This is a genomic window from Rhodoferax fermentans (assembly GCF_002017865.1).
In the GTDB taxonomy this organism is placed as follows: Bacteria; Pseudomonadota; Gammaproteobacteria; order Burkholderiales; family Burkholderiaceae_C; genus Rhodoferax; species Rhodoferax fermentans.
Genome location: NZ_MTJN01000002.1, coordinates 3,257,925 through 3,279,590 on the forward strand (window position 1 = coordinate 3,257,925; position 21,666 = coordinate 3,279,590).

The window sequence follows — 21,666 nt, forward strand, 5'->3', positions numbered from 1 at the left end:
CTTTTGACAGGTCGGCTTACGCCCTTAATTGCGGGACTGATCCACCAACTTGTTTTTGGCAATCCAGGGCATCATGGCACGCAATTGTGCACCCACCACTTCGATCTGGTGATCGGCGGTGTTGCGGCGACGTGCGGTCATGCTGGGGTAGCCGGTGCGGCCTTCCAGAATGAACATCTTGGCGTAGTCACCATTCTGGATGCGCTTCAAAGCGTTGCGCATGGCTTCACGGCTCTGGGCATTGATGACTTCGGGACCGGTCACGTACTCGCCGTATTCGGCATTGTTCGAGATCGAGTAGTTCATGTTGGCGATGCCGCCTTCATAAATCAGATCAACGATCAGTTTCAGTTCATGCAAGCACTCGAAATAAGCCATTTCGGGGGCGTAACCGGCTTCGACCAGGGTCTCATAACCCATCTTGATCAATTCCACAGCGCCACCACACAACACGGCCTGTTCGCCGAACAGATCGGTTTCGGTTTCTTCTTTGAAGTTGGTCTCGATGATGCCAGCCTTGCCACCACCATTGGCCATGGCATAAGACAGGGCCAAGTCACGGGCCTTGCCGCTCTTGTCCTGGTGCACAGCGATCAGGTGGGGCACGCCGCCGCCCTGGGTGTAGGTGTTGCGCACAGTGTGGCCAGGCGCCTTAGGCGCAACCATCCAGACATCCAGATCAGCACGAGGCACAACTTGGTTGTAGTGCACATTGAAACCGTGGGCAAACACCAGCGACGCACCAACCTTGATGTTGGGAGCCACATTGTTGGTGTAGACCTCGGCGATTTGCTCATCAGGCAACAGGATCATGACCACATCAGCAATCTTGACCGCGTCATTCACTTCCATGACGTTCAGGCCAGCCTTGCCAACCTTGTCCCAAGAAGCACCACCCTTACGCAGACCAACCACGACCTTCACGCCGCTGTCGTTCAAATTCTGGGCGTGGGCATGACCTTGGCTGCCGTAGCCAATGATGGCAACGGTTTTGCCCTTGATCAGGCTCAGATCACAATCTTTGTCGTAAAAAACTTTCATCTATCTCTCCGTTGTAAAAAATTCAAACTCGCAAAATCCGCTCACCGCGACCAATGCCACTCGCGCCAGTGCGCACGGTTTCCAAAATCGCACCACTTTCAATGGCACTCAGAAATGCATCGTTTTTGGACTGATCACCCGTCAGTTCAATGGTGTAACTTTTTTCGGTCACATCAATGATACGACCCCGGAAAATGTCGGCCATACGCTTCATCTCCTCACGCTCCTTGCCCACAGCGCGCACCTTGACCATCATCAACTCGCGCTCCGTGTAAGCCCCCTCGGTCAGGTCAACCACCTTGACCACTTCAATCAAGCGGTTCAGATGTTTGGTGATTTGTTCAATCACCTCTTCGGAACCCGCCGTCTGAATGGTCATGCGCGACAGGCTGGGGTCTTCTGTCGGCGCCACCGTGAGGGATTCGATGTTATAGCCGCGGGCAGAAAACAGCCCAACCACGCGGGACAAGGCCCCGGCTTCGTTTTCCAGCAAAACTGCAATGATATGTTTCATGTGAATGACTCCTCTTTTCGCCAACGCGACAGCTTGCACTGTCGCCGCCCTCATCCACACACGGTAATGCGCGGACCTGGCGAGCAATAGATTTGTTCAGGTTGGGTTGAAATTAAAGATCTTCGGAGCCCATCAGCATCTCGGTGATGCCGTGGCCTGCGCGCACCATCGGGAACACGTTTTCGGTCGGATCGGTGCGGAAATCCATGAACACCGTGCGGTCCTTGAGCTTGCGGGCCTCGCGTAATGCGGGCTCCACGTCTTCGGCGCGCTCAATCAGCATACCAACGTGGCCATAGGCCTCCGCCAGCTTGACAAAATTGGGCAAGGCGTCCATGTAGCTGTGGCTGTAGCGACCGGAGTATTCGATCTCCTGCCACTGGCGCACCATACCCAGATAACGGTTGTTCAGCGAGCAGATCTTGATCGGTGTGTTGTATTGCAGGCAGGTCGAGAGTTCCTGAATACACATCTGCACCGAACCTTCACCGGTGATGCAGAACACCTCGCTCTCAGGCTTGGCCAATTTGATGCCCATGGCGTAGGGAATACCGACACCCATGGTGCCCAGGCCACCTGAGTTGATCCAGCGCCGGGGCTCGTCAAAGCGGTAATACTGCGCAGCCCACATTTGGTGCTGCCCCACATCCGAGGTGATGTAGGTGTCGGCATCCTTGGTCATGTTCCACAGGGTTTCCACCACATACTGCGGTTTGATCACACCGTTGCTGCCACGGTCGTACTTGAGGCATTCGCGTTTACGCCAGCCATCAATCGTGTCCCACCAGGCACCCAGGGCGTGGGCGTCGGGCTTGAGGGTGCTTTCCTTGATCATGGCGATCAGCTCGGTCAACACCTCTTTCACGTCACCCACAATCGGGATGTCCACACGCACCCGTTTGGAGATGCTCGACGGGTCAATGTCCACGTGGATGATCTTGCGCTCGTTTTGCGCAAAATGTTTGGGGTTGCCAATCACCCGGTCATCGAACCGCGCACCCACGGCGAGCAGCACGTCGCAGTTCTGCATCGCGCTGTTGGCCTCGAGTGTGCCATGCATGCCCAGCATGCCCAGGAACTTGCGGTCACTCGCCGGGTAAGCACCCAAGCCCATCAGCGTATGGGTCACCGGGTAACCCAGCATGTCCACCAACTGGCGCAGTTCGTTGGAGGCATTACTCAGCAACACACCGCCACCGGTGTAGATGTAAGGCCGCTTGGCCGTCAGCAACAGTTGCAAGGCCTTGCGGATCTGGCCGCCATGGCCTTTGCGCACTGGGTTGTAGGAGCGCATCTCCACCTTGTCGGGATACCCGTGGTAAGGCACCTTCTTGAAGGACACGTCTTTCGGGATGTCCACCACCACCGGGCCGGGACGGCCGCTGCGTGCAATGTGGAAAGCCTTTTTCAGGGTCATCGCCAGATCACGCGCGTCTTTCACCAGGAAGTTGTGTTTGACCACCGGGCGGGTGATGCCTACCGTGTCGCACTCCTGGAAGGCATCCATGCCAATCGCCGCTGTGGGCACCTGGCCGCTGATGATCACCATCGGGATGCTGTCCATGTAGGCGGTGGCAATGCCGGTAACCGCGTTGGTGGCACCCGGGCCGGAGGTCACCAACGCCACACCCACATCGCCAGTCGCACGGGCATAACCATCGGCGGCATGCACTGCAGCTTGTTCGTGGCGAACCAGGATGTGCTGGACAGTGTCCTGCTTGAATACCGCGTCATAAATGTGCAGTACCGCGCCACCGGGGTAACCCCAGATGTACTTGACGTTTTCGGCCTGCAGTGCCTTGATCAGAATTTCTGCGCCACGAAGCTCTTGCACACCCGAGTCATGGGCAGCTTTGCTGGAGGTTGCGGCTGATGAGTTTGACACCGAAGTGGTTTCGGCTTTTGATATTTCCATGATGAACCTTTGTGAATTTCTCTGACGAAAAACCTTGGGTGCTTCTTTGCAAACACTTGTGGCGTTGCATCGAAACTTAAGACCAAAGCCACAAGCGTTATGAATAATTCGCCAGACTTTGATCCGTTTGCTTTAATTTGCAATGCGGATTATGGCACCGCGCCGATCAATAAGCCGAAAGCTCAGCAAAATCAAGTAAAGTCATCGGCTTGCGGAACACCTTCCGCGTCTAGTCCGCCTACGCCAGCCATGTCTTTGCCATCCCCCCAATCCCCTGAATCAGCCCCCCTCTGCACCCCCAGCCTGCGCCGACGCATGGCGTGCTGGCTGTATGAGGGCATGTTGCTGTTTGGTGTGGTGTTTATTGCCGGTTATCTGTTCAGCGCCCTGAGCCAGACCAAAAACGCGATGGACAACCGCCATGCATTGCAGGCCTTCATTTTTGTGGTGTTTGGCATCTACTTTGGCTGGTTGTGGTCCAAAGGGCAGACCCTGGCCATGAAAACCTGGCACATCCGTGTGGTCGATCGGATGGGCCAGCCCTTGACGCAGGGCCGCGCTTTGATTCGCTACCTGTGCTGCTGGTTGTGGGTGCTGCCGCCGCTGCTGGTGGCCTGGATGTTTGATCTGCCTGGCACTGAGGCCACGGTGATCACGCTGGGCTGGGTGGCGGTGTGGGCCATTCTGAGCCGCTTTCACCCGCGCCAGCAGTTCTGGCACGATGCGCTGGCAGGCACCCAGTTGGTGACCGCCCTGCCCCGCAAAAAATAAGGCGGGGCCTGCCCAGACAAACGCGTCAGATCGCGGACTGGTCCAGTTCACCGGTGCGGATACGCACCACCCGCTCCACCGGGGTGATGAAAATCTTGCCATCACCAATCTTGCCGGTGTGGGCGGCCTTGACGATGGCATCCACACAACGCTCCACGTCCTGGCTGTTCACCACCACCTCGATCTTCACCTTGGGCAAAAAGTCGACCACATACTCCGCCCCACGGTACAGCTCGGTGTGGCCTTTTTGACGGCCAAAACCTTTCACTTCGGTCACGGTCAGGCCGGTCACGCCACATTCGGCCAAACCTTCACGCACCTCTTCGAGTTTGAAGGGTTTGATGATGGCGGTAATTTGTTTCATGGATGTCCTCGTTGATGGTTAGATACGCAAGTTCCTGGTGCAACCGGCCGGGCGTCGGCGGCTGACATGCACCTTGATTGTGCATGAGAGCTGCTCTCTCAGGCCCGAAAGCGGTTGGTGATGGGGTAACGCCAGTCTTTGCCAAAACTGCGGTGGGTCACCCGGATGCCCACCGGCGACTGGCGCCGTTTGTACTCGTTGATCTTGATCAGGCGGGTGACCCGCTCCACATCGGCACGCTCGAACCCGGCGGCAATGATCTCTTCAATGCTCTGGTCGTTTTCCATGTAACGCTCCAGGATCGCGTCCAGCACCTCATAAGGCGGCAAGCTGTCCTGGTCGGTCTGATCCGGGCGCAACTCGGCACTCGGCGGGCGGATGATGATGCGCTCGGGGATCGGTTCAGCACCTGTGCCATACGGGTCATGCGCATTGCGCCAGCGCGCCAGACGGAACACCGTGGTTTTGGCCAAATCCTTGATCACCGCAAAACCACCGGCCATGTCGCCGTACAGGGTGCAGTAACCGGTGGCCATCTCGCTCTTGTTGCCAGTGGTCAACACGATGCTGCCAAACTTGTTGCTCAAAGCCATCAGCAGCGTGCCGCGGATGCGGGCCTGGATGTTTTCTTCGGTGGTGTCTTCTGCCAGCCCCTTGAACTCACCCGCCAGCGTCGCCTTGAAGGCCTCGAACTCGGGCACGATCGACAGCTCGTCGTAACGCACACCCAGGCGCTTGGCCATCTCACGTGCGTCGATCCAGCTGATGTCGGCGGTATAGGGCGAGGGCATCATCAGCGCACGCACCCGGTCCTTGCCCAGCGCGTCCACCGCAATCGCCAGCACCAGCGCCGAGTCGATGCCGCCCGACAAGCCCAGCAACACCGACGGAAAGCCGTTTTTGGTGATGTAGTCACGCACACCCAGCACCAGCGCGTCCCACAGGTCTTCGTCGGGGGTCCGGTCGGGTGCGATGCTTGATATGATATTCATAGCTGTCTGCCCTTTATCTATAAGGGCCAGAAGGCTATTTTCTACAAAACTCGGGGCACGCCCGGCCAATGAGCCGTCGGCGTTCAGGATGAACGAGTGGCCCTCAAACACCACCTCGTCCTGCCCACCAACCAGGTGGGCGTAGACCAGCGGCAGACCACACTCCAGCGCACGTTGACGCATCATCAACTCGCGCTCCTGCCCTTTGCCCACATGGAACGGTGAGGCGTTGATCACCGCCAGCAGCTCGGCACCGGCATCACGCGTCTGGCGTGCAGGCTCGGCAAACCAGGCGTCTTCACAAATCAGCAGGCCCACCTTGACGGTGTGGCCCACCTCCCCGGCCTCAAACACACACACGTCCTGCCCAGGCGAGAAATAACGGCGCTCGTCAAACACCTGGTAATTGGGCAACTGGCGCTTGGCGTAACTCGCCACCACCTGCCCCTCGCGCAGCACACTGGCGGTGTTAAAACGCTGCTGCACCGCCACCGACTTGGTGCGGCTGTCGCCCCCTGTGGGGTGGCCCACCACCACAGAGAGGTCTTTCAACGGGGCCAACGCCGCAGCCACGGCTTTCACGGCATCATCACAGGCAGCAATAAAAGCGGCGCGCAAAAACAGGTCTTCGGCGGCATAACCACAAATCGAGAGTTCGGGTGTCAGCACCAGGCGGGCACCATCTTGGTAGGCCTGTTGGGCGGCCTGGATGATTTTTTGCGAATTACCGGCCAGATCACCCACCACCAGGTTGAGTTGGGCAATGCAGAGTTTGAGCGTCATGGAAAGCTTGGTGCAATGAAGGAAAAAAGAACAGATGTCCGAGTCAAATGATTATGTCATCCGGGTGCTGGATTCACCTCTGGAGGTGGACGCCCAGGCCTGGGATGGGCTGCTATTCGCCCAGAGCCAGCCCACCCCCTTCATGCGCCACGCTTTCTTGAGCGCCCTGCACAGCACCGGCTGCGCCACCACGGCCACCGGCTGGACACCGCGCTTCTTTCTGCTGGAGCGCCAGGGCCAGTTGCACGCCGCCTGCGCGATCTACATCAAGTCCCACTCGCAGGGTGAGTTTGTGTTTGACTGGGGCTGGGCGCGCGCCTACCACCAGCATGGTTTGTCCTACCACCCGAAAGCGGTGTGTGCCGTGCCCTTCATCCCGGTGCCCGGTAGCCGCTTACTGGCACACACGCCAGAAGACCGCCTGGCATTGGTCCATGCGGTGCTGGACTGGTGCTCCGCCGAGCAACTCACCGGCTTGCACGCGCTGTTTGCCAGCGACGAGGATGTGACGGCACTCAGCCAGGCCGGCCTGTTGCTGCGCCACACCATCCAGTTTCACTGGTCCAACAGCCAACCCGGCTACACCAGCTTCGACGCATTTTTGACCAGCCTGTCACAAGAAAAACGCAAGAAGATCCGCCAGGAGCGGCGCAAGGTGATGGAGGCTGGTGTGACTTTTCGGGTGCTGGAAGGCGCGGCCATCACGCCGACCGACTGGGACTTTTTCTACCACTGCTACGAGCGCACCTACCTGGAGCACGGCAACCCGCCCTACTTCAACCGCGCCTTCTACCGCCACATGGCGAGCGACATGCCCGAGGATTGGGTGCTGTTCATCGCTGAGCGTGATGGGCGGCCCATTGCTGCAAGTTTGCTAGCTATCAACGCAAGCAGCATCAGGGCTAAAGGCCAAAATAGCTCAGAACTCTCCACAGATCAGGAAGTCACTGTCGCGACTGGCACCACACGCCCGACCGAGCGTGTGGCTTATGGCCGTTACTGGGGCGCTCTGGAGCGCGTGGATTGCCTGCATTTTGAGGCGTGCTACTACCAGCCGCTGCAATGGTGCATCGAACACGGCTACCAGCGTTTTGAAGGCGGCGCCCAGGGCGAACACAAACTCGCCCGAGCCCTGCTGCCCGTCACCACCACCAGCGCCCACTGGCTGGCGCACCCGCAGTTTTTTGCGGCGGTGGACAACTTCCTGACGCAGGAGCGCGAAGGCATTGGCGAGTACGTCGATGAGCTGGTGCGGCACAGCCCGTTCAAGGCGGGTGCGGCTGGCTGAAGTGTTGAGATTATTGGGGTGTTGGGTGGCGGAAGGTGAGGCAGCTATAGGTGATAAGCGGTCAGATACAGCGCTTCATATCGCTCGTTCAACGTTTGACGTCAGTGGCAGCCGCAACGGCGAAGCTGCGAAGGGTACCCAAAAGCGCAGCTTGTGGGTGGTCCCTTTCGACGGAAGGTTTGGTTTCTACCGCTTCTTGGTAGGCGGCTTTTGTGCGAGTGCAGACCCTGCGGCAGCCTTCGAGGCTGCGCTCGTGCGGCCATCGCGAAGAACTTTGGATGCCGCTGTCGCTGCAGGAGCAGAGGTAACTCTCTTTGGAACTACTTGTGCTAAAGAACTGGCCGCAGCCGATTTTGATGATGCTCCTGTTGATGGGCTCTTCAAAACGGCCGAGGCTTTTTGCGCTGTTGGCTGACTAGTCACCTTTACAGGTGCAGTGTTTTTAGCTGCTGCTGATTGAGAGCGCGCCGCAAAACTACCTTTTGAGACTGTGCCCCCCGTAGATTTTGCCGTCGCACTCTGAATGCGAGCAGATGCCTTTGGTGACATCGGCGTACTTCCTTTTCCATTCCCTTTAGTTACCACAACAACCTCCTTTTTAGTTAATGATGCAAATGAGCTCAGACCGGATCAGCGAAACCTAACATTGGAGTTCAGCGGCTGCTGAAAACAGTCCGCTGCAATGACGAGTCAGAGCGCATTCTTGGTTGTACTAGCTTCTTCTTTGTCTTGGCGCGACTTCATCTCCGCAATGCTTTCTTTGAAGCGTTGACGACGCTCCGCGATTGGGCCAAGGCTCGCAGTGTGAGGAACGAAAGCAAGCGCTCGGAAGAAAAAGTAGGTTGCGATTAAGTAACCCACCGCCGCAAAAATATCTAGCAAGGGAGAAACCGCCCACGAAAGGACGGTAACAACCAGACCTTTGAGAACATAGTGCATAGCACCATACAGGCAGAAGAAGCGCGCCTGCGCGCCAACTTCGCCGGAAGTCTCGTGCGCGGCCAAAGCAAACCAATTCGCGGTCTTCTTATCGCTGCCCAGGCGAGCAGCAAATTTGCGGACGCCTCGCTGGCCGATTTCGAGGATTGCCCAAAATAATGCGGAGCCCAATGCTCCTTGCACGATTACCGGCCAATCGGTGATGGTCTTCACAATGTCCATGATGTGACTATTGATGCGCTCTAACTCAATATATGGAGACAGAAGCCTGTCTCCCTAAAACGGCAATCGTCGCCCAAAAATCGCCGAGCGACTCCGTAACAAACCCGCTTGCAATAAGGCTTGCGGCCGATTTCTTGTATAAACAGACAGCCATAACAACTCCAGACAAACCAGTAAACCGGTTCCCAAGTCAACCCAGCTTGTGGATCAATAACGCAAGCAAACACCTTGCTTTCACTGTAGCCGCAGTACAGAAGAGGCTTGGTTGTCTTGGATCAATAACTTCACCCGTTTTCATGGCTTGAGGCATCCGCGCGACATGAGGCAAATCGACATTGAATCGTTTTTGACTTTTCTGGCCATCACCCCTGTCATCTTCTCGTAGGTTATTCATGAGAGGATCAGCCCGAGCGCACACCGCGTCTGGCACCAAGATTGCTTGTTCAACGCGGTATGAACGCACCCATTGCCGCGCCCGATCGCTGCCCGATTCCTCAGCCAACTTGAGATCCACGCATGTCCATCCACGCCGCGCTGAACCACGTTACCCACTACTCGTATGACCGGCTGGTCGCCCTGGGGCCGCAGGTGGTCCGCCTGCGCCCTGCCCCGCATTGCCGCAGCAAGATCATCTCGTACTCGCTCAAGATCGAGCCCGAAGGCCATTTCATCAACTGGCAGCAGGACCCGTTTGCCAACTACCAGGCGCGCCTGGTGTTCCCCGAGAAAACGCGGGAGTTCAAGGTCACCGTCGACGTGGTTCTGGACATGGCGGTCTACAACCCGTTTGACTTTTTCCTGGAGCCTGAGGCCGAAGAGTTTCCGTTCAACTACGCGGCCGACCTCAAGCAGGAGCTTGCCCCGTACCTGACCGCCGACCCGGTGACGCCGCTGGTGCAGGCCTACCTGGACAAAATCGACCGCACCAAACGCCGCAGTGTGTTGTTCCTGGTGGACCTGAACCAGTCGGTGCACCGCGCCATCAACTACACCATCCGTATGGAGCCGGGGGTGCAAACGCCTGAGGAAACCCTCACGCTGGGTTCGGGCTCGTGCCGCGACTCGGCTTGGCTGATGGTGCAGCTGCTGCGCAACTGTGGTCTGGCGGCGCGTTTTGTCTCGGGTTACCTGATCCAGCTCAAACCCGATGTCAAGTCACTCGACGGCCCCAGCGGCACCGAGGTTGACTTCACCGATTTACACGCCTGGTGTGAGGTGTACCTGCCTGGCGCAGGCTGGGTCGGCTTGGATGCCACTTCCGGACTGCTGGCCGGTGAAGGCCATATTCCGCTGGCTTGCACACCCCAGCCGTCCGGTGCCGCACCCATCGAAGGTGGCGTGGACGAGTCCGAGGTGGAATTTGCCCACCACATGCAGGTGACGCGTATTTACGAGTCGCCCCGTGTCACCAAACCCTATACCGAAGCCCAGTGGGACAACATCATGGCCCTGGGCCACGCGGTGGATGCCGACCTGCAAACCAACGATGTGCGGCTGACCATGGGCGGTGAGCCCACCTTTGTGGCGGTCAACGACCGTGATGCACCGGAATGGAATACCGACGCGCTGGGCCCGACCAAACGCGGCTTCGCCACCGAATTGGTGCACAAGTTGCGCAAGGAATACGGTGAAGGCGGCTTTTTGCACTACGGCCAGGGCAAGTGGTACCCCGGTGAACAACTGCCACGCTGGGCCTTGAACATCTACTGGCGCGCCGATGGCCAGCCGGTTTGGGCTAACCCGGCGCTGTTTGCGGATGAGAGGGTGCCCACCCACTACACCAGCCAGGACGCACAACGCTTCACCCACACGCTGGCGACCAAACTGGGCGTCACCGACAAGTTTGCCCAGACCGCGTATGAGGACAGCTGGTACTACCTGTGGCGCGAACGCCGCCTGCCGGTCAATGTGGACCCATTCAATTCCAAGTTGGACGACGAGATGGAACGTGCCCGCCTACGCCGTGTGTTCACCCAAAAACTCGACACGCCAGTGGGTTATGTGCTGCCGATCAAGGTGGCGGGTTATGACGACACCTATGGCGCCGCCTGGACCACCGGCCCCTGGTTCCTGCGTGATGAACGCATGTACCTGATGCCGGGCGACTCCCCCATGGGCCTGCGCCTGCCGCTGGATTCCCTGCCCTGGGTCAGCGAGGCTGACTTCCCCTACCTGATCGAGCAAGACCCGTCCACCTTGCGTGGTGAGTTGCCGCTGCATGCCAGCGTGGCTGGGCGTTACGCCAATGCGGCGTCTGACACTGCCAGCGCGCGCAGCAGCGTGAGCCCGGGTGTATCCGATGTGCCCAGCGGCCACGCCCCCGGCAAGGCCGGTCTGGCACTCGGTGCGGCGCGCCGTGCCGCCGCCGCCGTGGCTTCGGCCATGACCGGCAACACCAGCGCGGCTGCCGCTTATCTGGCCGGCACCGGCCCGCAGTCGGAGGCCAGCCGACTGATGCAAAGCCCCACCGGCCCGGCCAGCAGCACCGCCAGCCACGCGCAAAGCAACTTCCAGCCTGAGCCCGCCAACTTTGCCCGCGTGCCGGATCGTCAGGAATCCGCCCACTGGATCACCCGCACCGCGCTGTGTGTGGAGGTACGCGACCCGCGCCGTGCCAATGGCCCCAAAGCCGAGGCAGTGGGCACGGCCTCCGGTGTGCTCTACATCTTCATGCCGCCGCTGGAGCGGCTGGAACACTACCTGGACCTGCTCGCCGCCGTGGAAGCCACTGCAGAAGAACTGGGCGTGCAGATCGTCATCGAAGGTTACCCACCGCCGCGTGACCCGCGTCTGAAATTGCTCAGCGTCACCCCCGACCCCGGTGTGATCGAGGTCAACATCCACCCGGCCAACAACTGGAAGGAGCTGGTCTACAACACCGAGTTCCTGTACCAGGCAGCGTTTGAGTCACGCCTGAGCGCAGAAAAGTTCATGACCGATGGCCGCCACACCGGCACCGGTGGTGGCAACCACTTTGTGATGGGTGGCGCCACACCGGCCGACAGCCCGTTCCTGCGCAAACCCGAGTTGCTGGCCAGCCTGCTGCTGTATTGGCACAACCACCCATCGCTCAGCTACCTGTTCAGCGGCATGTTTGTTGGCCCCACCAGCCAGGCACCGCGTGTGGACGAGGCGCGCAACGACCAGCTCTACGAGCTGGAAATTGCCATCGAACAAATCTATAAAAACCGCGAGATCCACGGCCAGTCCATGCCACCCTGGCTGATTGACCGCACGCTGCGCAACATCCTGATCGACGCCACCGGCAACACCCACCGCAGCGAAATCTCGATCGACAAGATGTACTCGCCCGACTCGGCCACTGGCCGCCTGGGCCTGTTGGAGCTGCGTGCGTTCGAGATGCCGCCGCACCCGCACATGAGCAGTGTGCAGCAGCTGCTGTTGCGCGCCCTGATCGCCCGCTTCTGGAAAACACCGTACAAGGCCCCGGCCACGCGCTGGGGCACCGAATTGCACGACCGCTTTATGTTGCCCAAATTCATTGAGATGGATTTCCTGGACGTGATGAGCGAAATGCGTGCGGCCGGTTACGCCTTTGACGACAGCTGGTTTGCGCCGCATGTGGAGTTCCGCTTCCCGCTGATTGGCTCGATCTGCACCGCAGGCATCCAGCTCACGCTGCGCAACGCGCTGGAGCCCTGGCATGTGATGGGTGAAGAAGGTGCACCGGGCGGCACCGCACGTTATGTGGACTCCTCACTGGAACGCATCGAGGTGCGGGTCACCGGCCTCAACGAGAGCCGGTATGTGGTCACCTGCAATGGCCGCGCGATGGCCTTGCAGCCCACCGGTGTTCAGGGTGAGTATGTGGGCGGTGTGCGCTACAAAGCCTGGAACCCACCCAGCAGCCTGCACCCCAGCATTGGTGTTCACGCACCGCTGGTGTTTGACGTGATCGACACCTGGATGAAACGCTCGTTGGGCGGTTGCCAATACCATGTGGCGCACCCAGGTGGCCTGAGTTACCAAAGCCTGCCGGTCAACGCCAACGAGGCCGAGAGCCGCCGCCTGTCACGCTTCACCGCCATGGGCCACACGCCGGGGGTTGTGAATGTGCCACCCGCCACCATCAACCAGCCCGGCAGCCGCGAGTTTCCGTTCACGCTGGATTTACGCCGGGGATAAACGGCCAACACATCCACGGATGTGCTGGTGCCTTGGGTAGGCCATGTGGGCCAAAGCGGCAGGCCTCATACGCGCTGCGCTTTGCGAAATCGGCCCACCGCTTTGGCCCACATGGCCTGAGACGCCTGTGGCGCTCGATGCCTTTGAGGACGCCTTTGGCGTCCGGCTATTGGATGCAAGCGAACTTGTGACGCACGTCGCAGTGGGTGGGGTGCTGGGGACCACCGATTTCGCAAAGCGCAGCGCGTATGAGGTGGGCCCCAATACCCCGCCCACTGCCACCCACAGCCTGCGATTCCACAGGTAAACATTTCTTTTTCGATAGCTATCAGCCCTTGATCTATAAGGGCTAGAGGCTATTTTTTTGCAAAACCGGAAAACGTCAGCCAAACCACCCACTGACCAGCTAACATGCCCCGCTGAGCAGCACCCTGCAAGCCTCTGCCACCCCGTTGCACAACCGACTCAGACAGGAGCATGAACCGTGATCTCGCGCCCTCTCGACCCCGGTGAAGCGTTTTTCTTCCTGTCTGACCAGCTCTCGTGCATGAACTTTGTGGTGCTGGCCGAGCGCAGCGGCACGCTGGCACCTGCGGCGATCCACCGCGCACTCGACACGGTGCAACAGGAACACGCGCTGCTGCAAACCCACATCAGCTGGACCGAGGCCAACGGCCTGCGTTTTGAACCCGCCCCCGGCAAAAAGATTGACCTGGTGTGCCACACGGTCACAGGCCAACACTGGCAGCGCCTGATTGAGCAAGAACTCTCCCACACGTTCCCGCCAGACAGCGCACCGCTGATGCGCTGCCACTACATCGCTCTGCCTGCCACCAAGACCTGTGTGCTGGCGCTGACCTTTCACCACTCGGTGGCCGATGGCCGTTCTGGCACCGCCATCCTGCGTCGCCTGCTGAGCCTGATAGCCCAGGAAGCCGCGCCGACCACTGGCACCAGCCCCACCCACCTGCCACCGATGGCCGAGCTGATGCCCAAACCCTACCGCTGGGCCGAGCAGCCCGACGCCGCCAAACAATTGCGCAACACCCTGGTGGCCGACTACCGCCGCCACGGCCTGCTGCCAAGCATCCCCTGGCTGGCTGCAGACGCCAAGCACCGCGAGCCCCGGCTGATGCGTGTGTTGCTCGATACCGCCACCACCTCCCGCCTGATTCAACAGGCACACGCCCAAGGCTGCACCGTGCATGGCGCCTTGTGTGCCGCCCAGCTGCTGGCGCAATGGCAGCTGCAACCCACGGCCGAGCCGGTGGCGTCTTTTCTGTGCTGCCCGGTGGACCTGCGCCCGCACCTGGAGGGCACACCTGCCACCTCACCCACGGGCTTTTTCACCTCTCTGATTTCAGGCAGCTTTTTGACCGGCCCGGACACCGAGACCTGGGCCCTGGCGCGCGAGATCGTGGCCCAGACTCGCAAACAAATCGCGCGGGGTGAAGGCCACCTGCTCTACCACCTGTACGGGCTGGACGACTCGCCCCTGCCGCCGCAGGCGCTGGAGGGTTTTCGCAAAAAAACCATGGCGTCACTTCCTAACACCATGGTCAGCAACATCGGGGGGGTCGAACCTGTGGCAGATGACCCGGCGGTGCAGGCGATCTCGTTTGCGCTGTGCCCGATGCCGTACCAGACGCTGTTCACCGCCGCCAGTTGTTACCAGGGCCAGCTGATCCTGAACATTGGCTATGACGCAGCGCGCATCACAAGCGACACCGCGCAGGCACTGGCCACCGGGCTACAAAACAGACTGGTATTGATGGCTCAAAACCCGTCTTAGCCCTTATTTAACAAGGCGATACAGCTATCTTTTTTAAGACTCACCCCGGCTCACGCTGTCGCCGTCGTTGGGGCGCAGGGTCCAGAACAACAGGGACGAGAGCAAGGTCAAGCCACCCAGGGTGAGAAACGCGTGGTGGATGGCGCTGGTCACCGCTGGGGCATTGGTCTGGGGCAGGCCCGCCAGGTAAAAACCGGTCACCAGCGAACCACAGGCCAGGCCAAAACTCAAGGACATCTGCTGCAAGGTGCTGGCCAGCGTGCTGGCCATGGCGGTGTCCTTGTCATCAATGTCGGCATAGGCCATGGTGTTCATGCTGGAAAACTGCAAGGAATTGAACAGCCCCATCATCAGGCCCAGCAGCACAATCAAAGCGATGGGTGTGCCCACCCCCACCAGGCTGTAGCAGGCAATGGTGCAGCCCACCAGCACGGTGTTCACAATCAGCACCTGACGGTAACCAAAACGCCGCAGCATCCAGGCGGCAAGCATCTTCATACCCATGGCCGCTGCAGCGGCGGGCATCATCAGCAGACCCGACTGCCAGGCCGGCAGGCCCAAGCCCACCTGGTACAACAGCGGCAACAAAAACGGCATGCCGCCCACACCCAGCCGGGTCACAAAACCACCCAGCACCGACACCCGAAAGGTGCGTACCAACAGCAAGGACAGGCGCAGCAGCGGGTGTGGCCAGCCCAGCGCGTGCCAAACGTAGGCGGCCAGCAGGCTCAGGGACAGCAACAACACCCCCAGCGCCTCGGTGGTGCTCAGGGTGTGTTCACCAAACACCTCCAGCAGCCACGACAACAGCGCCACACCGCTGCCAAACAGCAGCAGCCCCCGCACATCGAGCGGGGTGCGGGTGTCACTGCGGTAGTCGGGCATGTAACGGTGGCCAAACCACAGCGCGGCCAGCCCCACCGGCACATTGACAAAAAAGATGTCGCGCCAACTCAGCCAGTGCACGATCAGCCCTCCCACCGTGGGGCCCAGCAAAGGCCCCAGCAGCGCGGGGATGATGACAAAGTTCATCGCCCGAAGCAGCTCCCCCTTGGGAAAGGTGCGCACAACGGCCATGCGCCCGACCGGCATCATCATCGCGGCCGCAATGCCTTGCGGCACCCGCGCGGCCACCAGCATCGGCGCATTGACCGCCAGGCCACAGGCCACCGACGACAAAATGAACAGCATCAAAGCCGACATGAACACCCGGCGGCTGCCATAACGCTCGGCCAGCCAACCACTCACCGGGATACTCACCGCCAGACTCAGGATGTAACTGGTCACCACCGCCTTGAGGCTCAGCGGTGTCACGCCCAGGCTGACCGCCATGGCGGGAATGCCGGTGTTGACGATGGTGGCGTCGAGCTGCTCCATGAACAGCGCGGTGGCTACCACCCAGGGCAGGTAACGTTTGGTGGTGGCCTGCGCCACGCCCGGCTCTGGCACACCGGTGCTCATGGCTCACACCGGTAAAAACCGGGGCGCAACAGCCTCAGCAAGCCCGCTGACCCGCGGTGTTTTGCAAAGCCTCACGCACCGCCTGGATCACCGGCGCCCAACCGCCTTCCTGTGGCTGGCGAAACAGTTGCAAGGCGCCGGGGTACCAGGGGGAGTCGCTGCGTTGCTCCAGCCAGCGCCAATCGGTCATGAAGGCGGGCAACAGCACCCAGCAGGGTTTGCCCAGCGCACCGGCCAGATGCGCCACCGCGGTGTCCACACTGATCACCAGGTCCAGCTGCGCAATGATGGCGGCGGTGTCGGCGAAATTGCCCAGCTCTGGGGCCAGGTTGATCAGCGGCTGCGCCAGCTGCAACCGGCGCACCTCTTGTTCACCCTGGCCTTTTTGCAGGCTGAAAAACTGCACGCCGGGCACCTCCCACAAGGGTGCCAGTGTCTGCAGACCCGGCAGCGAGCGCTGGCTGTCGTTGCCAAAAGCCGGGTTACCCTGCCAGACCAGCCCCACCCGCAAGGCAGGTGGCAAATTCAGGCGTTTGACCTGCTGGCTCCAGCGCTCGGCTTTGGCGGGCGGCACCGCCAGATAAGGCAGCTTGGCAGGAATGGTGTCGAGCTGGGTGCCCACATAGTGCGGCAGGCTCATCACCGGCACCCAATAGTCCCAGTCGCTGGCCGACACATCGTCGTTGAAACCAAATACCTCACCCACCCCGTCCAGCGTCTGCAGCAGCTCTTTGAGCTCGGGGTGGCACAACATGTCGACATGGTCGGCGCCCAGGCGCCGCAGTTCTGCAACATACCGGCAAAACTGGATCATGTCGCCAAAACCAGCCTCGTACACCACCAGCACCGCACGGTTGGCCAGCGACTGGCCTTTCCAGCGGCGGCAGCGCAGGCGCATCTCAATCGGCTGGTACCAGTCGCGGAATTCCAGGTGGAACCAGCCCTCGGTGTAACGGCCTTTGCGCAGCAGCAGGCAGGCCAGGTTGAAATGGGCGCTGGCATGTTGCGGGTCAAGCTGCAGCGCGGTGTGCAAGCATTTTTCGGCCTCTTCGTCGCGGTGGTTCTGGGCCAACAAGGCACCCAGGTTGCACCAGGTGCCTGGCAAAGACGGGTCCACATCAAGTGCCCGGCGGTAAGCGGCCTCGGCGGCATGGAAGAACTTGAGCTCGGCCAGCAAGGCGCCAAAGTTCAGGTGGATACGGGCGTTGTCGGGCTGCAGCTCAATGGCCAGCTCGTAGTGGCGCACCGCCTCACTCATGCTGCCACGCCGATCCAGCAGCCAGGCCAGGTTGGCATGGGCTTCAGCCAGCCCGGGGGCCAGGTCCAGCGCGTTCATCAGAAGCGCCTCGGCGGCGTCATATTGGTCAGACCTGAGGGCGGTGCTGCTTTGTGCAAACAACTCTTCAGCCTGTTCTAGCGATGTGTTCATGATGGTGCGTATAACCCTTCAGTTCATCCAACGGCAAGCCAAGTCTGGGGCTCGACTGTTGTCGACGTGCAGTAGCTATTTTCCATCATTTCTGTAGGGTTAAAGCCAATGGACCACCGTCACACAGGCCATCTGACAGCATCAACAGCTGGTAGCTGCCTGTGGTTTCCTGCAACACCGTGAGCGCCTCGGGTTTGATTTCGGCATCACACCAGCGCAGTTTGACCGCCCCCAGGTCCAGCCGGGCCAGCAGCCGGGGCTGCACCAAAGCCTGGCTGGCCTTGCCATCCCAGTGAAAAATGGCCCAGCCGACGGCCTCGCTGTCGCCATCATCGTCAGGGCCGGCCAGCACCAAAACACCGTCAGACACCGCCACCATGTCGCGAATGCCACGGTGAGCCCCCAGGGCCAGCCGGGTCACCTGTGGCCGGGCATCACCCCCCTCAAACAGCGCCTTGGCGTCCACCGCCAAGGTGAAAGCGGCACCATGGATCACCGGCCCGCGAAAACCAAACATCAATCGCCCATCCCGCACCGCCAAACCTTCGATGTTGATTCCCTGCTGGCCGCTCAGGCCAGGCGCCTTGGGCGGTGGCTCGGTGCCCAGGCATTTGCGCTCACCCACATACGCCGCCAACTCGGGCTGAGCCTGCATCAGCGACCAGAGCCGACTGCTCTGCACCAGGCTGGTGTGCATCGCGCGGCCCGTGGCCGGGTCCAGCCGCAGGCGCAGCACAAAACGGCTGCCGGGGTTGCTGGCACAGTCAGCACGTTTGGCCGAGTGAGAACCGGTGATGTACACGTCCTGGCCATCGGTGGCGGCTGCTTCGGCATCCAGCTCACCTTGTAAACCGGTCAAGGACAGAACCTGCGGGTCGGGCACCAGAGCACGCTCTGTCAAGGTGGCAAAACCGGCCTGCGTGCCCTCGTCAAAAGCCACCAGGCAAACCCGCTGCTGGCTGGCATTCACGGTGCAGGCGATGCCACTGGCCGACTGCCGCGTTTTCTGCAGTTTTTTGGCCTTGACGTCAAAGGCAAAACCGTCGCCACTGTCTAGGATTGGGCCGCTGGGCGCCACCACAGGCGCCTGCGCCGGAGATGGGGTCTGGGCTAGCGTCAAACCACAACACACCAGCAGCGACATGCCCACAGCTACGGCAACGTGATGTACACAGGATCGGTTCCGTTTCATGTTTTGGCCTCCATGTTCAAACCACCACTGCGCAGGATTTTCGCCGCCACCGCCTGGCGCAGCACACCGGCCTGTGGCACCACCAAGGTCAGCTGGCTTTTGGCACGCGTGATGCCGGTGTAGAGCAGCTCACGGGTCAACACCGGGGTCATACGCTCGGGCAGCACAAGTGCCACCTGGTCAAACTCGGAGCCCTGCGACTTGTGCACCGTCATGGCCAGCACCGTCTCGATCGCGTCCAGGCGGCTGGGCAGCACCCAGCGTACACCCATCACCCCGTCCGGGCCAGCAGCCGCAAAAGCCACGCGCAGGCCACGGGTGCTGGGCAGGCACAGGCCCACGTCGCCGTTCATGAGGCCCAGGTTGTAGTCGTTGCGTGTCACCATCACCGGGCGGCCCGGATACCAACCCTCCAGCGGGAAAGCCAGCGCACGCGCCAGGCTGCGGTTGAGCGCCAGCACACCGGCCGGGCCCTCGCGCAGCGCACACAAGACCTGAAAACGCCCCAGCGCCTTGAGCAGCAGCAAGGCTTGTTCATCGTCACACACCTTTGATTCGGCTTGCAGCGCCAACAGGCTGGCCAGCGTGGGCTGCCAGGCGGCCAGGACCAGCGCCGCCAGACCGGCATCACTGCCAGAAGCGGGTTGCAGCCGGGTCACACTCGTCTCTTGTGTGTTGGACCAGCGCGGCGTGGCCTCCCACAACGCCGCCACGGCCTGTCTGTCGCCCGCATTGACGGCGCTGGCCCACTGGCCAATCAAGCTGTTGGCCGCAAAACGATGGCTGTGGCGCAGCATCACCGTCTGTTGCGCCAGTACCGAGCCCGCGCCAGCCCAGAGACGCACATCCTGGCCGGTGTGGCGCTGCAACCATTGCACCGTCTCTGCGCTGTAGCCACCGGCCTGGGCACCCGCACAGAGCTGGCCCATCACCGCACCAGCCTCGACCGAGGCCAGCTGGTCCTTGTCACCGAGCAGGATCAGGCTGGCGCTCAAGGGCACGGCGGCAATCAGCCGCGCCATGAGTTCCTGGTCAATCATCGAGGCCTCGTCCACCACCACCACATCCAGCGCCAGCTGCGGTGCGGCGCTGGCCAGCACGGCAGCGCGCACCTGCAACAGCTTGTGCAGGGTCTGCGCCTGGGTCGGGATGTGGGCCTGCATGGCCAGCGGCAGGCGCTGGATCGCCTGGGAAATCGACTCACCCAGGCGCGCCGCCGCCTTGCCGGTGGGCGCCGCCAGCGCGATGCGTAAGGGCCGACTGGCCTGCGACTGCAGCAGCGCCAACAGCCGCACCACGGTGGTAGTTTTGCCGGTGCCCGGGCCTCCTGTGATCAGCGTGAATCGGCCTCGTGCCGCCAAGGCGCAGGCGACCTTTTGCCAGTCTGGTGCCACGCTGGTCTCGGCGCTGGCCGTTGGCGGTCGGTCAAACAGGCTGTCGAGCGCCTGCGCCAGCCCATCAGGCACCACACAAGGCTGGGCCAGCCGCGCCAGGATCGAGGCACGAATGGCTTGTTCGGCCAACCAGTTGCGTCGCAAATAGAGGCGCTCACCATCGAGCACCAGTGGGCTAGCCTCGCCCTGACACCAGGGCAGGCTGCTCGCCGCATCGGCCAGATCAGGCGGCAGAATTGTTTGCCAGCGGGCTTCCCAGCCCAGGGCCAACACGCCGTTCTGGCGCAACAGGTCCAAGTCCAGGCAAGCATGGCCACGACCAAACTGGTGGCTGGTCAGCGCGGCCAGCCAGATGTGGCGCACATCCTCACTGGGTTGGGCCTGTTGCAGGTAACGCGCAAAAGCGAGGTCAAGCGCAGTGAGCGGCAGCTCGGGCTCGTTCATTGAGCCGTCTGGCATCCCGAAAGGGCTGGATGCTGGAGCTTGGGAAAGACAAGAGGTTTGCATCCCTCAGAGGATAACTTTTGAACCGGCCCTTACTCGGCCAATCTTTCAGTCTTTGGCGAATTACCCGCCAAACTCGATCAGCTGCGTTTTCGTCGGATTTCCCCCCAGCCCAAGCCTGCGCTTGGCTTCACGGCGCAAGCACTGGCACCGAGCATTCATATTTGGCCAGAGCCTGCTAACACCCAGTTACAGTGCACCCCTCAATAAGGGAACCAACTGCCCCAAAAAAAGCAAAAAGTTTGATGCCCCATGCCCCAATCCCTCACCACCCCCAGCACCAGCGAACTGGTGATCAAAAAGAGCCGTTTCATCGGATGCGTGCAGCCCGTTGCGGATCGGGCAGCGGCGCAGCAGGTGGTGGCTGCGCTGCGTTCAGAGCACCCGGCGGCGTCGCATGTGTGCTGGGCGCTGCTGGCGGGCGGGCACTCGGCGGCGGTGGACGATGGCGAGCCCAGCGGCACGGCCGGGCGGCCCATGCTGGAAGTCTTGCGCCACCAGGATCTGGACGGCGTGCTGGCCACGGTGGTGCGCTACTACGGCGGCGTGAACCTGGGTGCCGGTGGCCTGGTGCGCGCCTACACCGATTGCGTTGCCCAGGCGTTGCTGGGCGCTGAAAAAGCCCCCATCGTGCGCCTGCTCACCCTGCGCTGCGCCCTGCCCTATGCGCTGGAAGGTTTGGCCCGCCGTGAGTTGCAAGCCGCAGGTGGCACGCTGGGCCAGGTGCAGCACACCGCGCAGGTGGAAATGACCTTCACCCTGCCCGAGCCTGCGGCGGCCCCGCTGGTCGCCAAGCTCAACGAGGCAAGCCATGGGCAGATGCGTTGGCTGGGGTTGGACGAAGCGGCTGAGGGACTGTGGTGACATGAACTCAAAACGCCTGAAGCACCTGCCTTTTGCCGATCACCGCACCATGTCC

At 61.0% G+C, this 21,666-nt stretch carries 16 protein-coding genes; 5 read left to right on the forward strand and 11 right to left on the reverse strand.

What is annotated here, in order from left to right; translation table 11 throughout:
• Positions 1 to 24 precede the first annotated feature (24 nt).
• From ilvC to RF819_RS15210, 3 genes are all read right to left on the reverse strand, one after another.
• Positions 25 to 1,041 (reverse strand): ketol-acid reductoisomerase, encoded by a 1,017-nt coding sequence (gene ilvC, locus RF819_RS15200; RefSeq protein ID WP_078365765.1) that lies wholly within the window; start codon positions 1,039 to 1,041, stop codon positions 25 to 27.
• A gap of 22 nt (positions 1,042 to 1,063) precedes the next feature.
• The gene (gene ilvN, locus RF819_RS15205) at positions 1,064 to 1,555 is read right to left on the reverse strand and encodes an acetolactate synthase small subunit (RefSeq protein WP_078365766.1); all 492 of its coding nucleotides are present in this window, start codon (positions 1,553 to 1,555) and stop codon (positions 1,064 to 1,066) included.
• A gap of 112 nt (positions 1,556 to 1,667) precedes the next feature.
• Positions 1,668 to 3,470: an acetolactate synthase 3 catalytic subunit gene (locus RF819_RS15210; RefSeq protein WP_078365767.1), complete on the reverse strand. Its 1,803-nt coding sequence runs from the start codon at positions 3,468 to 3,470 to the stop codon at positions 1,668 to 1,670.
• A 249-nt stretch (positions 3,471 to 3,719) separates the two neighbouring features.
• On the opposite strand from RF819_RS15210, the gene RF819_RS15215 reads away from it, so the two are divergent.
• On the forward strand, positions 3,720 to 4,241 hold the full coding sequence (locus RF819_RS15215) for an RDD family protein (protein WP_078365768.1): 522 nt from the start codon (positions 3,720 to 3,722) through the stop codon (positions 4,239 to 4,241).
• Between the two features lie 25 nt (positions 4,242 to 4,266).
• Here RF819_RS15215 and RF819_RS15220 read toward each other — a convergent pair whose 3' ends face one another.
• Positions 4,267 to 4,605, reverse strand: a complete 339-nt coding sequence (locus RF819_RS15220; protein WP_078365769.1) for a P-II family nitrogen regulator — start codon at positions 4,603 to 4,605, stop codon at positions 4,267 to 4,269.
• A 98-nt stretch (positions 4,606 to 4,703) separates the two neighbouring features.
• The gene (locus RF819_RS15225; protein WP_078365770.1) at positions 4,704 to 6,380 is read right to left on the reverse strand and encodes an NAD+ synthase; all 1,677 of its coding nucleotides are present in this window, start codon (positions 6,378 to 6,380) and stop codon (positions 4,704 to 4,706) included.
• A gap of 34 nt (positions 6,381 to 6,414) precedes the next feature.
• Here RF819_RS15225 and RF819_RS15230 point away from each other — a divergent pair, with 34 nt between their 5' ends.
• Positions 6,415 to 7,668, forward strand: a complete 1,254-nt coding sequence (locus RF819_RS15230; RefSeq protein ID WP_078365771.1) for a GNAT family N-acetyltransferase — start codon at positions 6,415 to 6,417, stop codon at positions 7,666 to 7,668.
• 690 nt (positions 7,669 to 8,358) lie between these two features.
• Here RF819_RS15230 and RF819_RS15240 read toward each other — a convergent pair.
• Positions 8,359 to 8,829 carry a hypothetical protein gene (locus RF819_RS15240; protein ID WP_078365772.1) on the reverse strand — a complete coding sequence of 157 codons (471 nt, stop codon included), beginning with the start codon at positions 8,827 to 8,829 and terminating at the stop codon, positions 8,359 to 8,361.
• Positions 8,830 to 9,019: 190 nt separating this feature from the next.
• Entirely contained in the window at positions 9,020 to 9,343 is a 324-nt protein-coding gene (locus RF819_RS21780) for a hypothetical protein (RefSeq protein WP_242473342.1), read from the reverse strand.
• A gap of 2 nt (positions 9,344 to 9,345) precedes the next feature.
• On the opposite strand from RF819_RS21780, the gene RF819_RS15250 reads away from it, so the two are divergent.
• Both RF819_RS15250 and RF819_RS15260 read left to right on the forward strand, forming a co-directional pair.
• Positions 9,346 to 12,975, forward strand: coding sequence for a transglutaminase family protein (locus RF819_RS15250; protein ID WP_078365774.1), 3,630 nt, complete (start codon positions 9,346 to 9,348; stop codon positions 12,973 to 12,975).
• A gap of 484 nt (positions 12,976 to 13,459) precedes the next feature.
• Entirely contained in the window at positions 13,460 to 14,767 is a 1,308-nt protein-coding gene (locus RF819_RS15260; RefSeq protein ID WP_143541726.1) for a phthiocerol/phthiodiolone dimycocerosyl transferase family protein, read from the forward strand.
• 33 nt (positions 14,768 to 14,800) lie between these two features.
• Here RF819_RS15260 and RF819_RS15265 read toward each other — a convergent pair whose 3' ends face one another.
• The 4 genes from RF819_RS15265 to recD form a co-directional block, all read right to left on the reverse strand.
• Positions 14,801 to 16,228: an MFS transporter gene (locus tag RF819_RS15265; RefSeq protein ID WP_078365777.1), complete on the reverse strand. Its 1,428-nt coding sequence runs from the start codon at positions 16,226 to 16,228 to the stop codon at positions 14,801 to 14,803.
• A gap of 34 nt (positions 16,229 to 16,262) precedes the next feature.
• Complete coding sequence (locus RF819_RS15270; protein WP_078365778.1) at positions 16,263 to 17,657, reverse strand: tetratricopeptide repeat protein; 1,395 nt, start codon at positions 17,655 to 17,657, stop codon at positions 16,263 to 16,265.
• Between the two features lie 85 nt (positions 17,658 to 17,742).
• Positions 17,743 to 18,849 (reverse strand): DUF3616 domain-containing protein, encoded by a 1,107-nt coding sequence (locus tag RF819_RS15275; protein WP_078365779.1) that lies wholly within the window; start codon positions 18,847 to 18,849, stop codon positions 17,743 to 17,745.
• On the reverse strand, positions 18,846 to 20,702 hold the full coding sequence (gene recD, locus RF819_RS15280) for an exodeoxyribonuclease V subunit alpha (protein ID WP_158081297.1): 1,857 nt from the start codon (positions 20,700 to 20,702) through the stop codon (positions 18,846 to 18,848). The genes RF819_RS15275 and recD overlap by 4 nt, the downstream gene beginning before the upstream one ends.
• Positions 20,703 to 20,999: 297 nt before the next feature.
• Here recD and RF819_RS15285 point away from each other — a divergent pair, with 297 nt between their 5' ends.
• Positions 21,000 to 21,611 carry an IMPACT family protein gene (locus RF819_RS15285; RefSeq protein WP_078365781.1) on the forward strand — a complete coding sequence of 204 codons (612 nt, stop codon included), beginning with the start codon at positions 21,000 to 21,002 and terminating at the stop codon, positions 21,609 to 21,611.
• Positions 21,612 to 21,666: the final 55 nt, after the last annotated feature.